Genomic DNA, 15,551 nt, shown 5'->3' with positions numbered 1-15,551 from the left:
CCCGTTACGTCGATCCGATCCCGGTTTCCGCCGCGTCGTCGATGTTCGGGTGCGACGATGAACGGCGTGGGAACCGCCAAGACCGCCATGCCTTCCATCTCGCCGCTGTCCGGCGAGCCGATCAAGCGTGCCGACGCCGAACGGCTCGCGGGGGTGCTGAAGGCATTCGCCGACCCGGCCCGACTGCGGCTGCTCAGCCTCATCCAGTCCGCCCCGCAGGGCGAGGCGTCCGTGAGTGACCTGACCGCCCCGCTCGGGCTGTCCCAGCCGACGGTGAGTCATCACCTCCGGATCCTCACCGAGGCCGGCCTGCTGGAGCGCGAGAAGCGCGGGGTGTGGGCCTACTACCGGGTGGTCCCCGCCGCGGTCGCCGCGATCGCCGACCTGTTGACCCCGCCCCGCAAGCGGGCGACGAAGAAGGCTCGCTGAGCGAAGCCGCTGGTGAGCGGCCGCTTCGACGGACGGTCCGCCGGGCGGGAGCGGCCGGCGGCCGGCCCGCCCGGAAGCACGCCGCCACCCGTCGGGACTCCCCGTCACTCCCGGAATGTGCTCTAATTACCGGCGTCGATGTTTGCGATAACATCGGTGACCGGCAGGCCACCACCGTCGGCGCTCCCGACCCGCCGCCTGCACGATCTCCGTCCCGAGGTCGTGGTTCCAGCGGTTGAGTCGACGCCGCGACTGTTAGCGTTTACATCGACGGCAATCCACCACCCGCGAGACTTCTCGCCGGCACGGACGGTCCGGGAGCCTCGCGTACCCGAGGAGCCGTCATGGTCATCTCCCGTCTCCGGCCCGGCCGGGCCGGACGCTCCCATCCGCCCGTCGCGCCCGCCGCGGCCGGCCCGGTCGCCGGCGGTCCGGGGCGACGGAGAGCGACGTCAGCCCGGTCCCGGCATCGGACCAGACGCCGGATCGCCCTGGTCGCCAGCCTGCTCGCGCTGGTGGGGTTGTTCCCGGCGATCGCCCGGGCCGACAACCCCATCGTGCAGACGATCTACACGGCCGACCCGGCGCCGCTGGTCCACAACGGCCGGGTCTACCTCTACACCGGCCACGACGAGGACAACTCGACCTGGTTCACCATGAAGGAGTGGCGGGTCTTCTCGTCCGACGACATGGTGAACTGGACCGACCACGGCTCCCCGCTCACCATCGCCAGCTTCAGCTGGGCCAAGTCCGACGCGTGGGCCGGCCAGGCCGTCTACCGCAACGGCAAGTTCTACTGGTACGTGCCGATGACGGTTCGGGCGACCGGCCAGATGGGCATCGGGGTGGCGGTCTCCGACAGCCCGACCGGCCCGTTCCGGGACGCCATCGGGCGCCCGCTGGTGAGCAACGGCGAGATCGACCCCACCGTGTTCATCGACGACGACGGCCAGGCGTATCTCTACTGGGGCAACCCGCGCCTGTGGTACGTGAAGCTGAACGCGGACATGACCTCGTACTCGGGCAGCCCCACGCAGATCCCACTGACCACGGCGGGCTTCGGCACCCGGACCGGGGACGCGAACCGGCCGACCCTCTTCGAGGAGGGGCCCTGGGTCTACAAGCGCAACGGCCTCTACTACCTGGTCTACGCGGCCAAGTGCTGCTCGGAGTTCATCGCCTATTCCACCGCGCCCGGCCCGCTGGGGCCGTGGACCTACCGCGGAACGGTGATGCCCACCCAGGGCAGCAGCTTCACCAACCACCCCGGAATCGTCGACTTCAAGGGTGGTTCGTACTTCTTCTACCACAACGGGGCACTACCGGGCGGGGGCGGCTTCACCCGCTCCGTGGCGGTGGAGAAGTTCTCCTACGGGGCGGACGGTTCCATCCCGACGATCAGCATGTCCACCGCCGGCGCCCCGCAGGTCGGCACGTTGAACCCGTACGTCCGGCAGGAGGCCGAGACGATCGCCTGGGGTTCCGGGGTGGAGACCGAGCCGAGCAGCGCCGGCGGGATGAACGTCGGGTGGATCGACAACGGGGACTACATCAAGGTCAAGGGCGTGGCCTTCGGCGCCGGCGCGGCCTCGTACACCGCCCGGGTGGCCTCGGCCGCCGGCGGGGGCACCATCGAGGTCCGCCTCGACAGCGCCACCGGCACCGTGGTGGGCACCTGCCGGGTGTCCGGCACCGGGGGGTGGCAGACCTGGACCGACACCACGTGCGCGGTCAGCGGCGCCACCGGCACCCACGATCTCTACCTGCGGTTCACCGGCGGCAGCGGCTCGCTGTTCAACGTCGACCACTGGCGGTTCACCCCGACCGGCGGCGGCACGCCGCCGACCAGCCCGCCGCCGCCGACGACCCCACCGCCCACCACCCCGCCGCCGACCACCGACGCCTGCACCGCGAGCTACCGCACCACCAGCACCTGGTCCGGTGGCTTCCAGGGCGAGGTGACCGTCACGGCCGGCGCCGCGGCGATCAACGGTTGGACCGTGGGCTGGAGCCTGGCCGCCGGGCAGAGCGTCAGCCAGATCTGGGGCGGCACGTTGAGCACCAGCGGCTCCGCCGCGACCGTGCGCAACGTGTCCTACAACGGCTCCGTGCCGGCCGCCGGCTCGACCACGTTCGGCTTCCTGGCGAACGGCTCCCCGTCGACGCCGTCCCTGACCTGCACCAGTCCCTGAGAGGAACAGTCATGCGAACGAGGGCAGGAGCGTGGCTCGCCGCGCTGGCCATGACGGTCGCCGGCCTGCTGGTCCCGGCCGGTCCGGCGGGCGCGGAGTCCAACGGTGGGGTCCGGGTGATGCCGCTGGGTGACTCGATCACCGAGGGCACCCAAGTCCCCGGCGGCTACCGGATCGGTCTGTGGCAGCGGCTCGCCGCCGCCGGCTACCGGGTCGACCTGGTCGGTTCCCAGTTCAACGGACCGGGCAACCTCGGCGACCACGACCACGAGGGTCACCCCGGCTGGCGGATCGACCAGATCGACGCGAACATCACCGGCTGGCTGACCAGCTACCGGCCGCGCACCGTCTTGCTGCACATCGGCACCAACGACATCCTCCAGAACTACAACGTCGCCGGCGCGCCGAACCGGCTCTCCGCGCTGATCGAGCGCATCACCACGACCGCACCCGACGCCGACGTGTTCGTGGCCCAGATCATCCCGCTGGCCAACCCGGGCCAGGAGTCGGCGGTACGCACGTTCAACGCCGCCGTCCCCGGCATCGTCCAGGCCAAGGTGAACGCCGGCCGGCGCGTCCACCTGGTCGACCAGCACTCCGCGCTGACCACCGCCGACCTGATCGACGGCGTCCACCCGACCGCCACCGGCTACGACAAGATGGCCGCCGTCTGGTACCGCGCGCTCCAGTCGGTGTCCGGCAGCATCGGTACGCCGGGCAGCGGCGGGGGCACCTACCAGAACGTGCAGGTGGTGAACACCGGCTCGGGCCGGTGTCTGGACGTGCCGAACGGCAGCACCACCAACGGCACCGCGGTGCAGCTCTACGACTGCTGGGGCGGCACCCCGCAGCGCTGGACCTACACCGCCGCCAAGCAGTTGCAGGTGCTGGGCGGCAAGTGTCTGGACGCCAGCGGGCGGGGCACCGCCAACGGCACCAGCGTGATCGTCTGGGACTGCACCGGTCAGGCCAACCAGCAGTGGAATTTGAACGCGAACGGCACGATCAGCGGGGTCCAGTCGGGGCGCTGCCTGGACGCCGCCAACTACGGCACCGCCAACGGCACGAGGATCAACCTCTGGGACTGCCACGGCGGCGCCAACCAACAGTGGAGCATCCGCGGCTGACGCCTCCGGGCCGGCGGGTGTCGCATTCGCGGCACCCGCAGGTTCTCGCCGACGTCGCGGGTCGGCGGGTCGTTCCGGATCGACCACCGGGACGGCCCGCTCGTGACCCGACCGCCCGACTGGCGCTAGGCTCCGCCGCCATGGCGAACGCGACGTGGCTCGGTGAATCGGCCTCTCACCCGCAATGGTCGGGCCCGGCGGACGACTGCCCGGCCGCGTCATGAGGCAGCCCGGCCGCCGCGCCCGCGACCTCGGCATCGTGGTCGGACCACTACCGACCGGGCGTCACAACGCAATCACCGACGTCGCCGGCGTGCTGGTGGGGCACACCACCGTCGACGACGGTGTCGACCTGCACACCGGCGTCACCGCGGTCGTGCCGGCGCAGCTCGGCCCGCGGCGGTGGTCGCTGCCCGCGGCGGTGTACACCGGCAACGGGTACGGGAAGCTGGTCGGCTCCACCCAGGTCGACGAACTCGGCGTGCTGGAGTCGCCGATCGTGCTGACCGCCACGCTGTCGGTCTTTCGCGCCGCGGACGCGGTGCTGACCTATCTGATGCGGCGCCGACCGGACGGGCTGTCGTTCAACCCGCTGGTCGGTGAGACCAACGACGGTCACCTGTCGGACATCCGTCGACGTCCGATCACCGAACGGCACGTGCTCGACGCCATCGACCGGGCGTCCGGAGGACCACCCCCGGAGGGATGTGTCGGTGCCGGCGCGGGCACCACCGCACTGGGCTACAAGGCGGGCATCGGCACCTCGTCCCGGGTGGTACGCGCGGCGGACACCTCGGTGACCGTCGGCGCTCTGGCGCAGGCCAACTTCGGCGGTGTGCTGACCGTGCTGGGCGTCCCGCTGCCGGTCGACGAACTGGTCCCGCAGGCCGACCACACCGAACCGTCCGGCAACTCGTGCATGATCGTGGTGGCCACCGACGCGTGCCTGGACGCCCGGCAGCTCGGGCGGCTCGCCCGTCGGGCGGTCTTCGCCATGGGTCGGGTCGGCGCCGCGTACGCCAACGGCAGCGGCGACTACGCGATCGCCTTCAGCACCGCGGAACCGGACCGACCGGCCGTTCCCGACGCGCAGCTCGACCCGATCATCGCCGCGGTCCTGGACTCGGTCGAGGAGGCACTGCTCAACTCGCTCTTCGCCGCCACCACCGTCGTCGGGACGGGTGGTCGTACCAGCCATGCCGTACCGCACGAGATCGCTGTGCGACGGCTGGTCGCCGCCGGCCGGCTTCCCGCACCCGGTGGGAGCGGGAGGCCCGGCACCGGCGGTGGCTCAACGGCCCCGTGGCGTCGGTAGGCCACCGGACCCTCAGTACGTCCGAATGTTGCGCAACGCCACCCGCAGGTTCTCGCCGATGTCGCGCGCCAGCGGGTCGGCCGGGCCAAACGCCCGGACGGCCCGCTCGTGACTGGACCGCAACAGGTCCAGCCCGGCGCGGGCGTCACCGGCCATGAACAGCGAGACGCCGAGCGTCTTGGCGGTGGCGAGGGTCTGCGCGTGGTCCTGGCCGAGCTTGCGCCGCTGACGTCGCAGGGTGTCCTCCAGCAACGGTAGGCCCTCGCCCCACTGGTGCATGACCACCAGCGCGCACCCGAGGTTGTAGGCGTAGACCAGCGTGACCGGGTCGCCGGCGCCCAGGCTGGTCGCGGCACGATGGTGGGCCTCCCGGTGCCGCTGGGCCGACTCGTCGACCCGACGCAGGCGGAACAGCGCGGATCCCCACCGGTCCAGGGTGCGCAGCGTCTCGGGATGGGCCGGGCCGAGCTGCCGCTGGCAGTCGGCGAACAGCGTGCGCCAGGCGAACTCGGCGTCCGCGTACCGGCCGGCCTCGAAGAGGGCCAGGCCGGAGCGCGCGCGCCGCTCCAGGTCGGCGGGGATCGGTCGGGATCGGGACGGCAGGAATCTCACGGCTCCTCCTGTGGTCACATCGCTGCGACCGCCCCGAGTCTATCGACAGTCGCCTACCTCGGGTGGCGCGCCGGACACGGGGGAGGCCGCTGGGGCAACGACCGCGTCCAGCTCGGCGCGCACGTCGGCGGGCAGGTCCAGGGCCGCGCCGGCGACGTTCTCGCGCAGGTGCGCGGCCGCGGACGTGCCGGGGATCAGCAGGATGTTCGGCGACCGACGGCGCGGTTGTCGTGCACCTACCGGATCAGCTCGGCCGGAGTGCGAGGCGGCGGCCATCCGCCGCGCTCGTCCCGACCGGCGCCGACCTTGGTGACGATGTGCAGGTCGTCGGGGTAGGACGCGAGCGCCTCACGGGTGATCTCGTTGGCCACCTGCGTGCCGGGGAAACCGGCCGTGTCGATTGTGCCGGACGCCCAACCCGACGGCGGCCCGCAGCACCGCGACGGCGTCGTCACGGTCCTCGGGCGGACCGGACAGCGCAGACTCGGGGGCACTCCGCGTCGGGTAGGGCGCTCCCGGTCAGCGGCCCGGACGCCCGGTCGGCTCGTTGCTGGGTCCGACGACGGTCTGGATCCATTCGTTCAGCGGCGCCGCGCCCTGCCAGACGTCCCGCACCGCGTCCATCGCCTTCGGCGTGCTCATCCAGGCCGCGCGCTCGAACTCCCGGACGACGACGACGCCCTTCCACTTGAGCGACTCGGCGCGCGGGTGCTCCTTGGGGAAGCCTGTCGGCACCCGCTTGAGCGCCGGCTCCCGACCACCGCCGACCGGCAGGCCACGGGCCGCGAGGTCGACGACGACCTGGTCGAACTCGGGCCCGTGTGTGGGGTGGTCCAGCGCCGAGCGAAAGCGTTCCAGCTGGTCACGCGCCAGCACCATGGCGCCGCACGCCAGGCGCAGGCCGGCGGCTTCCAGCCGCAGGAAACAACCAACGCCGCCGACGGCCCGAGACGTGGTGGTGACACCCATCCAGGTCTTGTACGGCGACTTGTCGGGCGAGAACCGCACGTCGCGCTGCGGTCGGAAGGTGCGCAGGGGGCCGAATTCGGGTTCGAGGTCGCGCATCAACTGCTCGACCGGCGTCTGGACCGTCGCCTCCCAGGTGGCCTTGTGCGCCTCCCAGTAGTCCTTCGTGTTGTCCTTCTCCAGGCCCTCGTAGAACGTGAACGCTTCCTGCGGAAATCCCGTGAACTCACCCATCCGGCTCACTCCCCGGTTGATCTGCGGCCGGACTTCGCCGTCGCCTTCTTCGCCGTCGCCTTCTTCGCCGTCGCCTTCTTCGCCGTCGCCTTCTTCGCCGGCTTCCCGCCGGTGACCTTGGCGTTGAACTCCAGCGCCACCTCGACCCAGAAATCGAGGTCGGCGTCCTCAGCGACCTCGTCGGCCGCCACCACGAGCCAGCCCTTGCTCATCGTGCGGCCACTCATCTGCGCCCACTGCGCCGGTGTCTCGTCGACGAGCGCGTCGACCCGGGCCGGGTCGCATCGGACCATCAGGTCGCCACTGGTGTTCGCACCGATGGTCATCTTCTCGTTGACCATGAAGGAAAGGCCCCCGAACATGCTCACTTCCCGGACGACCGGCTGCGTGGAGAGCGCCGCTCGGATTCGCTCGGCGAGGTCTCTGTCGTAAGCCATGCTCGGGGGCCTTTCTCACATCGATCTGCTGGCGGAGGGATGGGCACCATGCCGGGTTTCATCCCCGTCTATTCTCCCATCCACCACGAGATCGCTTCAGGACGACGCGCGTGTCGGCGGGATTTCTCCGACTGCCGGCTCACGCCCTGGCATCAGCCCGCTCGGATGCCTCCTCGGGCCCGGAGGACCGCGCACCCGCGCCGGGACCCGACGTCCCGCCGGGAGCGCCGGGCCGCGCCCGGCCCAGGAACAGCGCCGCGAGCACCCCCGCCACCAGCATGCACACCGCGCAGATGACGAATACGGTGCGCACGGAGTCCACGAACGCCGCGTTGATCGCGGCGGACGCGTCGGCGGGAGACAACGGCACCCGATCGCCCAGCGGCAGGCTGCTGGCGTAGGCCCCCGAGTCGGCGATCTGCGAGGCCACGGCGTCGCCGACCGGCGTTGGCACGCCGCGCTCGCTCAGCCTGCTCGGGATCGCGTCGGTGAACCGGGCCAGCACCACCGTGCCCAGGATCGCGGCGCCCGCGGTGAACCCGACGATCCGGAAGGTGTTGATCATCGACGAGCCGAGTCCGGCGCGGGCCTGCGGCGTCGCGGCCATGACCGCCACCGTCAGCGGCGCGAACATGCAGCCGATCCCGATGCCGACCAGGCCCAGCCGCCACCACACGCTGCCGTAACTCGACCCGGGTTCGATCGTCGACAACAGGGCGAAGCCGATCGCGACCAGCACCGCGCCGACGACGATGGGCGGCCGTGGGCCCACCCGACCGGTGATCCGGCCGGCCGGCGGCGACATCACGAAGATCCCGAGCGTCAGCGGCAGCAGCCGCAGGCCGGCATCGAGCGCGCTGCCGCCCTGCACCGCCTGGAAGTACTGCGCCATGAAGAACATCGCACCGACGGTGATGAAGCCGAGCAGGCTGGCGATCAGGCAGGTGACCGAGAACGAGGCGTTGCCGAACAGTTCCAGCGGCAGCAACGGCTCGCGCACCCTGGCCTCGACCACGACGAACGCGACCAGGAGCACCCCGGCGGCGACGAGCAGGGTCAGGATCGGCGCCGAGGCCCAGCCCTGCCGCTCGCCCTGGATCAGCGCGTACACCAGGCAGATCAGCCCGCCGGTGACGAGGATCTGACCGGACACGTCGACCCGGCGTGCGTCCGGGTTGCGCGACTCGATCAGCTTGGGCAGGCCGAGAATCAGCGCCAGCGCACCGATGGGCAGGTTCATGAAGAAGATCGACGGCCAGTCGAACGCCTCGATCAGCGCGCCACCGACGAGCGGACCGGTCGCCAGCGACACGCCGGACACCGCCGTCCAGATACCGATGGCCTGAGCCCGCTCACGCGGGTCGGTGAAGGTCGACACCAGCAGCGAGAGGCTGCCCGTCGAGATCGCCGCGGCCCCGATTCCCTGGACGATCCGGCCGAAGATCAGCCAGGCCAGGGTGGGCGCGAACCCACACAACGCGGAGCCGATAAGGAACAGGAAGAGTCCGACGAGAAAGACTCGTTTTCGGCCCAGTCGATCGCCGAGCGTTCCGGCCGCCAGCATCAGCGCCGCGAAGGGCAGGGTGTATGCGTCCACGGTCCACTGCAGATCGGCGAGCTGCGCCTGGAGGTCTGCCTGAATGGTCGGCAGCGCCACCAGCACGATCGAGCCGTCCAGCAGGACCATGAAGGACCCGAGGCTCGTCACCAGCAGTGTGACCACTTTGCTGAGGCGGGTTGAACTCTCCATCAATTGTGTCCTTAGGTGGGTGTGACTAGGGTGACTGTCACTGCCGCACCCGGCGCATGCGCCACAATCGCCCCGTCACGAGGAAGCGATCGCGGCGCACGCGCCGGATCATCAGGCTGCGGCCTCCTGCGGCTGATGATTCGGGAACAGGCTCAGGAACTGGGGCGGCACGAGGAACGGGTGCACCTCGACCCGCTCCCACACCTTGTTGACGATGTAGGGCTCCTCCTTGAGCCACTCGTCAACCTGCTCCCGCCGGTCGAACTTGACGACCAGGACGCCACCGGCCATCTTCCCGGCGCCGTCGATGATGGCACCACCGAAAAGGAAGTTGCCATTGGCCATCATCTTCTCGCCGTTGGCCATGTGCTCAGGCCGAATCGCCATTCGTCGCTCCTGCGTGCCGGGCGCCGTTCCGTCGTGTGCGATGACTACGTAGAGCATCTTGCCCCTCCCATGTGCTGTGCACCAGGTCTTCTGTCCGGTGATTTCCAACCGACCGTCCCTATCGGACTTCGCCATCCGGATCGACCGATGTGAGAAGCCTTCACGGAACATTCGGTAATCGTTCTCAGAACGGCTTCCGACCCCAGACCGACACCGTGATCGGGGTGTAGACGGTCAGGTCGGAGGGCTGCTCCAACAACTCGAAGGCGCGTCCCACCTCGCCCTCGCTCATCAGCCCGGCCTGAATGATCACCGGCGCGAGCTTCGCCAGGCTCAGCGAGATCGTCTGCATCTCGGGCGTTCCCGCCTGCACGGCGGTGAGCTGGCAGTCGGTGCCGACATCGACCAGCCCGGTCTTCTTCACCGCCGGCATCAGCGTCAGCCCGTAACCCGGATCCGCGCCGCCGAAGTAGAAAAACGTCGCCAGCGCGCTGGCCGCCCGGGTCAGCAGCGGCTCGGGCGGGGCGCAGGTCTGGATCGAACGGATGTCCGCCTCCTCGACCAGCAGGTAGCCACCCGGCTTGAGCGCCGCGACGAGCTGCTGGAGGACCTGCTCACGCTCGGGCAGGTGCATCAGGAGGATCTTCACGTGCACGAGGTCGTAGCTGCCCGGTTCCAGCGGCGTGACCACGATGTCCTGCTCGCGCACCTCGAGATTGGGCGCGCTGAGGTGGGTCAGATAGTCGGTGTTGATGTCGACGGCGACCACCTGACCGTCGGCGCCGACGCGCCGCGACAGCCATTCGGCGATCGAGCCGGCGCCGGCACCCACCTCGGCGCATCGCCAGCCGGCGGTCACGCCGATCTTCTCCAGGTAGCGAATCGTCGCCGGGTCGGTGAGCAGGGCGATGCTCTCCAGCCGCTCGCGCTCGGAGTCGGCGGTCGGCTCCAGCACACTTTGGGTCATGTGGCTTCCTCTCACGCGTGGATTGCCGGGCGAAGGCCTGTCGGCGCTACGCCTGCTGCACCTTGAACAGCTGAGGCACCTTCATGGCGAGCATCATGTCGCCGTTGACCTTGAGCTTTCCGGTCATGAACGCCTTCATCGCGTCCTGCCGGCCCTCCGCGATCGACATCCAGGTGGCCGCGGTGGTCGTGAAGGTGGTGTCCGGCTTGTCGACGCCCCCGGGGATCAGCCGCCCCTCACCGTTGACGATCTCGAACGCCCAGACACCCGGATCCTCGTCCTTGATGTGCCACTGCAGGGTCTTGTTCATCCCCGCAGCGGCGGAGCTGTTGAAGCGGGTCGACAGAGCTTCGAAGAGCTCACCCACCGTCATGGTCATGACTGGTCCCTTCCCGGTCTCTCCAGGCCGCCGGCTCCGGAGCTCGCCGAACTTCCGGACTCGGACGCACCCCTTCCGTCCGACGCCGTGCGTGCCACACACGGCGCGGTCACGGTACGAAGGACGGCTTACGCCGGAGTTACCGCACGGGAAAGTGCCGATTCGCCCGGGCGCACCCCACGCGACAACGCCGATCGCACGCGCGCACGCAACTCACGCAGCTCCCCGGTGGGGCACACCCCCAACTCCCGCTGCACGCCCTCCCAGAAGACCTGCAGCCGGCGGTGCGCCTGCGCGGGTTGGTCCAGCTGCAGGAGCGCATCGACGACGATGCGCGTGGCGGCCTCGTTGTACCGATCGATGTCGAGCATCTGATAGGCGTACTCCAGCAGTTCCTCCGGCTCGCCGCTCTCGGCGCTGAGCTGCATCAGCCTCGTCAGCGCCTGACTGTGCATCTCCCGGAAGCGCCGGCGGTGCGGCAGCAGCAGCTCCTCCGTGGTGTCGTCCTCGGGGAGCAGGCCACGGGCGCAGTAGCCCGCCACCCGGCGGTAGTAGAAGCGGGCACGGTGACGCAGGTCCACGGCGTCGCTGGCCTGCGCCTGGTCGAACAGGCTCTCCGCGTCACCGACATCGGTCCACCAGCGATCGCTCCGCTCGAAGCGGTAGAAGTTGTGTGGGCTGCGCCGGATGAACGTCGACTCCTGCCGGGCAGTCAGGTCGGACTCCAGAATCCGCCGCAGCCGGTGCATGGTGACGTGGAAGTTCGTCAACGCCCTCTGCGGTGGGCTGTCGGGCCAGAACAGCTCGATGAACTCGTCGGCCGAGCAGGGCTTGCCCGGGTTGAGCAGGAACCATTTGAGGATCAGCAACGCCTTGGTGCGCCGCGGCGACTCGTCGACGAGTTGCCGCCCGCCCCGGTAGATCCGGAACTGTCCGAACAGGTACGCGCGGTAGGCGGCTTGCGCCTCCCGCTCGTGGAGCTGCACCAGCTCTCGCGCAGCTGACGGCAACGTCAGGTAGTCGGTCCTCATCTGGCCCCCGGGTTCGTCCCGCCGACCCGGCCGCCGGCCGCCCGAGGCGGGCTCGCACGCTGCGTTTCGTGGCACGCAGACGTTGACCGGGGCCTGTCCGGCTCATTCTGCTGAATCGCCGATTAATTTCTCGAATAATTGAGTCGGGAATTAGGGCGCCCACGCCATTTCGATATCGACAATTCCCGACGATACAGCCGTCGCCGAGGCAGGCGCAATACTTGCGAGGAGGACTATCCGTTGCTCCACGGCACGACCCCGAAAGGACCATTGACGGTGCCACGAAAGCGCATAACACCTGATCAGGGCGCATGCGTCCCGCCCGCCCGAACATGGTTGGCTTTCCTCGACGAATCGAACCATCATCATCGGACATTGACCGCCTTATACAACTATTACCGCCCGTCAGTCATCGCCTGCCCACTCAACGTGACGATTGCCGTGAGTAATCTTCAAGGGCCGAGTTGGGGGGAATGCAGAAATTCGACACCTCCCTCGGTGACCGTGGGTGTCGGCGAGATCCGGTGACCGATGCCGATACGGGTTGCGCCGGGGGCGCCGCCCGGCCCGGGAGAGTCGGATCCGCAACCCGGCGCCGTACACGGAAGCCAACCCGGGAACTGGCCCCCGGCGGCCAGCAAAGTGTCGGCATAGGCGAACCCGCCCGGCGTCACCGATTTGTGGGCCATCCGTTATGTCTGCGACAGGTCAGCCCTCAAGTCGTAGAAGGCGGAACAGCGATGGAAGACAACAGCACGCCTGCCCTCAAGGTGGCCCTCGCCTACCACCAGGCGTGGACCAACAAGGACACCGAGCTGGCGATGAGCTACATCTCGCCGAACATCGTCTGCGAGGCGCCGGCCGGACGCATCGAGGGCCTGCACGCCTATCGAGGCTTCATGGGCCCGTTTATCCAGATGCTCGTCGACTCGCGCCTGATCGCGGCATTCGGTGACGAGGAGAAGGCACTGGTCATGTACGACACCAAGACGGCACTGGTGGACCGGGCACCCGGCGCCGAATGTGTGGTCGTGCGCGACGGCAAGATCGTGCAGAGCACCTTCATCTTCGATCGGACCCCGTTCGACGCCGCCCGCAAGGCCATGGCGCGGTAACGCCCGACCCACGGACCACCGCGACGGCTACGACATCGTCAGGCGATAGCGAAGCGCCTGGAGCTTGGTGTCCGGATCGACGCCGAGATGCTCGCGCAGCACACGCAGGTAGTCGTCCAACTGGCGGATGGCCGCGGTCAGATTGCCCTGGCGTCGGTGGACGTCGACGATCGAGAGCACCGCACGCTCGTGGTACGGATCGATCGCCAACACCGCCGACGCGCACGTCAGTGCCCGGGGCAACTGGTCCGCGGCCAGATGCAGTCGCGTGAGCTGCACCAGGGCGTCGACGTGCGCGGTCTCGAACTGGGTCCGATAGGTGGCGAAGACATCCTCGTAGACGTCCTCGGGCAGGAAGCCCAGCCGGTAGTAGCCGACCGAGCGCCGATACAGGGCGATCGCGCGGTCGGTCTGGCCGGCCTCCGCGGCACACCGCGCGGCCGCCGACAACTGCCGGACCTCCTGCACGTCGGTCCACCAACGGTGGTTGAGGTCGAACCAGTAGAACTTGCGGTCGTCACGCCTGATGAAACTGGACCGGCCACGGGCGGGCAGGCCAGGCTGCAGCACGTGGCGCAGGAAGTGGACGGTCACGTGCAAGTTGTTCACCGCCTTCTCGCGGCTGCGATCGGGCCAGAGCAGCGTGCACAGGTGCTGCTCGCTGACCGGCGTGGACGGATTGAGAAGAAACCACTTGAGCAGCGTCTTGGCCCGGTTGCGGCGCCAGTTCGGCTCGCCGAGCGGCTGCCCGTCGCGCCAGAGCCGGAAAGCGCCGAAGAAGGAGGCGCGGTACACCGCCCCACCGGTGCTCCCCGGGCACGTGGCGGCCACCCCCGCGCCGTCCCCAGACGTCGCCGCGCCCGGTGCCGTCCCGGCATCCGTCGACACGTCACGCGCGATGTTCATGGAACGCCCCCAGCGTAGATGCACATCGAACATGGTCGCTTTTAGCACGCCTACGTGACCCGGCTGTGTCCGTAAGGCGATCCGTCGATGACCGCCGCCGCACCCTCACCCCGGCGGCCGTCGGAAGAAGTCCGCGTTGACCTTGAGGTAGGACTCCCACTCCTCGGGCAGCTCCGCCTCCGGGTATACGGCGTCGTGCGGGCAGACCGCCTCGCACGCGCCGCAGTCGATGCACTCGGTCGGGTCGATGTAGAGCTGCTCCGCGCCGGCGAAACCGGCGGCGTCCGGGCTCGGGTGGATCGCGTTGACGGGGCAGACGTCGTAGCAGGAGGTGTCCTTGTGCCCGACGCAGGGCCGGGCGATGACGTACGTCATGGCGGTGTCCCTTCCAGTGGTGGACGGGCCGCCCGCCCCGCTGCCGACACAGGCGGCCCGAAACGGTCAGGCCATCTGCTCGGTGGGCGCCGGAAGGCCCATGATCTGCGACAGGTTCGCCGGCGAGAAGAACTCCGACCAGGGGATCGTGTTCTGGATGACCCCGAAGAACCGGTTGATGGCGTCCTGGTTGCCACGCATCGCGGCCAGCACGTCCTGAAAGGCGACGTCGAACGGTTCCATCGCCGCGTGGTCGACGATGAAGTCGTAGAGCGGCTTGAGCGCGTCGTTGCGCCGCTCCTCGTAGCCTTGCAGCGCCTGGTCGAGCGACTGCCGGCCGGAGAAACCCGCGTCGATCGCCTGCGCCAGCAGGTCCGCGTCGCGGAAGGCGTCGGTGATGCCCTGCGCGGTGATCGGGTCCTTGTGCACGGCGGCGTCGCCCACCAACGCCCAGCCCGGCCCGTACGGCTTGCGGAAGAAGTTGGCGCGGTTGCCCGCGCCGACGATCCGGTGCGCGAGCGACCCGGAACGCACCCGGGTGGCCAGGTCCGGGGCGATCTTGTCGATCGTGGCGAGGTAGTTGTTCAGGAGGTCGGTCCTGAACTCGGCGAAGTCCCGCTCCGGGCGCTCGATGAAGACGGCCGACTGTCCGTCGTTCGTCGGAAAGGCGATCACCGTGCTGCCGGGCCGGGTGTAGAACTCCAGGCCCTGCAACGGCACGTCACGCCAGTACGAGTAGTAGCCGAACGCCAGTGGCGGCGCCGTGTAGTACTTCGGCGCGTCCACAGCCTCGGCCAGGGTCGAGCGCATCCCGTCCGCGCCCACCACCAGGCGGGCGGTCTCCGTGACCGTGGTGCCCTCGGCGGTGCGCCCCCGGATGCCCACCACCTTTCCGCTGTCGTCGGTCAGGATCCCGGTGACCGAGAAGCGCTCGCGTACCTCCGCGCCGGCGTCGGCCGCGGCATCGATGAGCAGCTTGTCGAGCACGGTCCGCTTCGGCGCGTAGATGGCGCCGAACCCGTCGTCGATCGGGGGCGGAAAGCCGGTGAGCGTGAAGTGTCCGTACCGTTCGAAGTCGAGGTCCAGCACGATGTTGGTGATCGGCGGGCAGCCGGTCGCCTCCACCTGCGGCAGCAGACCCCAGCGGCGCAGCTGGGCGGAGCCCTCGACCGTGATCATGTGGGTGGAGACCGTGTCACTGGGGAAGCTGGCCTTGTCCACGACCAGGACCCGATAACCCTTGCGGGCCAGCAGCATCGCCGTCGGTGAGCCGGCGACGCGTGCCCCGATAACGATCACGTCGTACATGGCTGATGTCCTCTCTTGGTG

General features: G+C 69.4%; 17 protein-coding genes. 5 read left to right on the top strand and 12 right to left on the bottom strand.

Annotation, left to right across the window (positions count from 1 at the left end):
• Positions 1–57: 57 nt before the first annotated feature.
• The 4 genes from O7600_RS28530 to O7600_RS28515 all read left to right on the top strand — a co-directional run bounded on the left by O7600_RS28530 (position 58) and on the right by O7600_RS28515 (position 5,063).
• Positions 58–429 carry a metalloregulator ArsR/SmtB family transcription factor gene (locus O7600_RS28530; protein ID WP_281591448.1) on the top strand — a complete coding sequence of 124 codons (372 nt, stop codon included), beginning with the start codon at positions 58–60 and terminating at the stop codon, positions 427–429.
• Between the two features lie 344 nt (positions 430–773).
• Positions 774–2,621, top strand: a complete 1,848-nt coding sequence (locus O7600_RS28525) for a family 43 glycosylhydrolase (RefSeq protein WP_281591447.1) — start codon at positions 774–776, stop codon at positions 2,619–2,621.
• 11 nt (positions 2,622–2,632) lie between these two features.
• Positions 2,633–3,748, top strand: coding sequence for a ricin-type beta-trefoil lectin domain protein (locus O7600_RS28520; RefSeq protein ID WP_281591446.1), 1,116 nt, complete (start codon positions 2,633–2,635; stop codon positions 3,746–3,748).
• A gap of 220 nt (positions 3,749–3,968) precedes the next feature.
• Positions 3,969–5,063 carry a P1 family peptidase gene (locus O7600_RS28515; RefSeq protein WP_281591445.1) on the top strand — a complete coding sequence of 365 codons (1,095 nt, stop codon included), beginning with the start codon at positions 3,969–3,971 and terminating at the stop codon, positions 5,061–5,063.
• A 12-nt stretch (positions 5,064–5,075) separates the two neighbouring features.
• Here O7600_RS28515 and O7600_RS28510 read toward each other — a convergent pair whose 3' ends face one another.
• The 9 genes from O7600_RS28510 to O7600_RS28470 form a co-directional block, all read right to left on the bottom strand.
• Positions 5,076–5,675: a tetratricopeptide repeat protein gene (locus O7600_RS28510; protein ID WP_281591444.1), complete on the bottom strand. Its 600-nt coding sequence runs from the start codon at positions 5,673–5,675 to the stop codon at positions 5,076–5,078.
• Positions 5,676–5,911: 236 nt separating this feature from the next.
• Positions 5,912–6,130 (bottom strand): hypothetical protein, encoded by a 219-nt coding sequence (locus tag O7600_RS28505; protein ID WP_281591443.1) that lies wholly within the window; start codon positions 6,128–6,130, stop codon positions 5,912–5,914.
• 64 nt (positions 6,131–6,194) lie between these two features.
• Positions 6,195–6,875: a DUF2461 domain-containing protein gene (locus tag O7600_RS28500; RefSeq protein ID WP_281591442.1), complete on the bottom strand. Its 681-nt coding sequence runs from the start codon at positions 6,873–6,875 to the stop codon at positions 6,195–6,197.
• Between the two features lie 5 nt (positions 6,876–6,880).
• Positions 6,881–7,312, bottom strand: coding sequence for a TfoX/Sxy family protein (locus O7600_RS28495; protein WP_281591441.1), 432 nt, complete (start codon positions 7,310–7,312; stop codon positions 6,881–6,883).
• 139 nt (positions 7,313–7,451) lie between these two features.
• On the bottom strand, positions 7,452–9,062 hold the full coding sequence (locus tag O7600_RS28490; RefSeq protein ID WP_281591440.1) for a DHA2 family efflux MFS transporter permease subunit: 1,611 nt from the start codon (positions 9,060–9,062) through the stop codon (positions 7,452–7,454).
• 111 nt (positions 9,063–9,173) lie between these two features.
• Complete coding sequence (locus tag O7600_RS28485; protein ID WP_281591439.1) at positions 9,174–9,506, bottom strand: YciI family protein; 333 nt, start codon at positions 9,504–9,506, stop codon at positions 9,174–9,176.
• Between the two features lie 127 nt (positions 9,507–9,633).
• A complete protein-coding gene (locus O7600_RS28480; protein ID WP_281591438.1) occupies positions 9,634–10,416 on the bottom strand; it encodes a class I SAM-dependent methyltransferase in 783 nt (260 codons plus the stop codon).
• Between the two features lie 46 nt (positions 10,417–10,462).
• On the bottom strand, positions 10,463–10,795 hold the full coding sequence (locus O7600_RS28475; protein ID WP_281591437.1) for an SCP2 sterol-binding domain-containing protein: 333 nt from the start codon (positions 10,793–10,795) through the stop codon (positions 10,463–10,465).
• A gap of 128 nt (positions 10,796–10,923) precedes the next feature.
• The gene (locus tag O7600_RS28470) at positions 10,924–11,826 is read right to left on the bottom strand and encodes a BTAD domain-containing putative transcriptional regulator (RefSeq protein ID WP_281591436.1); all 903 of its coding nucleotides are present in this window, start codon (positions 11,824–11,826) and stop codon (positions 10,924–10,926) included.
• Between the two features lie 740 nt (positions 11,827–12,566).
• Between O7600_RS28470 and O7600_RS28465 the strand changes: the two genes are divergently transcribed.
• Positions 12,567–12,941 (top strand): nuclear transport factor 2 family protein, encoded by a 375-nt coding sequence (locus O7600_RS28465; RefSeq protein ID WP_281591435.1) that lies wholly within the window; start codon positions 12,567–12,569, stop codon positions 12,939–12,941.
• A 27-nt stretch (positions 12,942–12,968) separates the two neighbouring features.
• Here O7600_RS28465 and O7600_RS28460 read toward each other — a convergent pair whose 3' ends face one another.
• From O7600_RS28460 to O7600_RS28450, 3 genes are all read right to left on the bottom strand, one after another.
• Positions 12,969–13,880 (bottom strand): BTAD domain-containing putative transcriptional regulator, encoded by a 912-nt coding sequence (locus tag O7600_RS28460; protein WP_281591434.1) that lies wholly within the window; start codon positions 13,878–13,880, stop codon positions 12,969–12,971.
• Positions 13,881–13,952: 72 nt separating this feature from the next.
• Positions 13,953–14,222, bottom strand: a complete 270-nt coding sequence (locus O7600_RS28455; protein WP_281591433.1) for a 4Fe-4S binding protein — start codon at positions 14,220–14,222, stop codon at positions 13,953–13,955.
• A 66-nt stretch (positions 14,223–14,288) separates the two neighbouring features.
• Positions 14,289–15,530: an NAD(P)/FAD-dependent oxidoreductase gene (locus tag O7600_RS28450; RefSeq protein WP_281591432.1), complete on the bottom strand. Its 1,242-nt coding sequence runs from the start codon at positions 15,528–15,530 to the stop codon at positions 14,289–14,291.
• Positions 15,531–15,551: the final 21 nt, after the last annotated feature.

The organism is Micromonospora sp. WMMA1998 (genome assembly GCF_027497375.1).
GTDB lineage: Bacteria > Actinomycetota > Actinomycetes > Mycobacteriales > Micromonosporaceae > Micromonospora > Micromonospora sediminicola.
Note: the sequence above shows the minus strand (reverse complement) of the source record. Positions and strands in the feature narration are given on the sequence as shown.

What these genes read in the sequence shown, in the direction of transcription:
- O7600_RS28480 (WP_281591438.1), bottom strand. Translation starts at nt 10,416, where the DNA reads ATGACCCAAAGTGTGCTGGAGCCGACCGCCGACTCCGAGCGCGAGCGG.
- O7600_RS28500 (WP_281591442.1), bottom strand. Translation starts at nt 6,875, where the DNA reads ATGGGTGAGTTCACGGGATTTCCGCAGGAAGCGTTCACGTTCTACGAG.
- O7600_RS28460 (WP_281591434.1), bottom strand. Translation starts at nt 13,880, where the DNA reads ATGTTCGATGTGCATCTACGCTGGGGGCGTTCCATGAACATCGCGCGT.
- O7600_RS28515 (WP_281591445.1), top strand. Translation starts at nt 3,969, where the DNA reads ATGAGGCAGCCCGGCCGCCGCGCCCGCGACCTCGGCATCGTGGTCGGA.
- O7600_RS28485 (WP_281591439.1), bottom strand. Translation starts at nt 9,506, where the DNA reads ATGCTCTACGTAGTCATCGCACACGACGGAACGGCGCCCGGCACGCAG.
- O7600_RS28465 (WP_281591435.1), top strand. Translation starts at nt 12,567, where the DNA reads ATGGAAGACAACAGCACGCCTGCCCTCAAGGTGGCCCTCGCCTACCAC.
- O7600_RS28530 (WP_281591448.1), top strand. Translation starts at nt 58, where the DNA reads ATGAACGGCGTGGGAACCGCCAAGACCGCCATGCCTTCCATCTCGCCG.
- O7600_RS28455 (WP_281591433.1), bottom strand. Translation starts at nt 14,222, where the DNA reads ATGACGTACGTCATCGCCCGGCCCTGCGTCGGGCACAAGGACACCTCC.
- O7600_RS28490 (WP_281591440.1), bottom strand. Translation starts at nt 9,062, where the DNA reads ATGGAGAGTTCAACCCGCCTCAGCAAAGTGGTCACACTGCTGGTGACG.
- O7600_RS28520 (WP_281591446.1), top strand. Translation starts at nt 2,633, where the DNA reads ATGCGAACGAGGGCAGGAGCGTGGCTCGCCGCGCTGGCCATGACGGTC.
- O7600_RS28525 (WP_281591447.1), top strand. Translation starts at nt 774, where the DNA reads ATGGTCATCTCCCGTCTCCGGCCCGGCCGGGCCGGACGCTCCCATCCG.
- O7600_RS28495 (WP_281591441.1), bottom strand. Translation starts at nt 7,312, where the DNA reads ATGGCTTACGACAGAGACCTCGCCGAGCGAATCCGAGCGGCGCTCTCC.
- O7600_RS28450 (WP_281591432.1), bottom strand. Translation starts at nt 15,530, where the DNA reads ATGTACGACGTGATCGTTATCGGGGCACGCGTCGCCGGCTCACCGACG.
- O7600_RS28475 (WP_281591437.1), bottom strand. Translation starts at nt 10,795, where the DNA reads ATGACCATGACGGTGGGTGAGCTCTTCGAAGCTCTGTCGACCCGCTTC.
- O7600_RS28470 (WP_281591436.1), bottom strand. Translation starts at nt 11,826, where the DNA reads ATGAGGACCGACTACCTGACGTTGCCGTCAGCTGCGCGAGAGCTGGTG.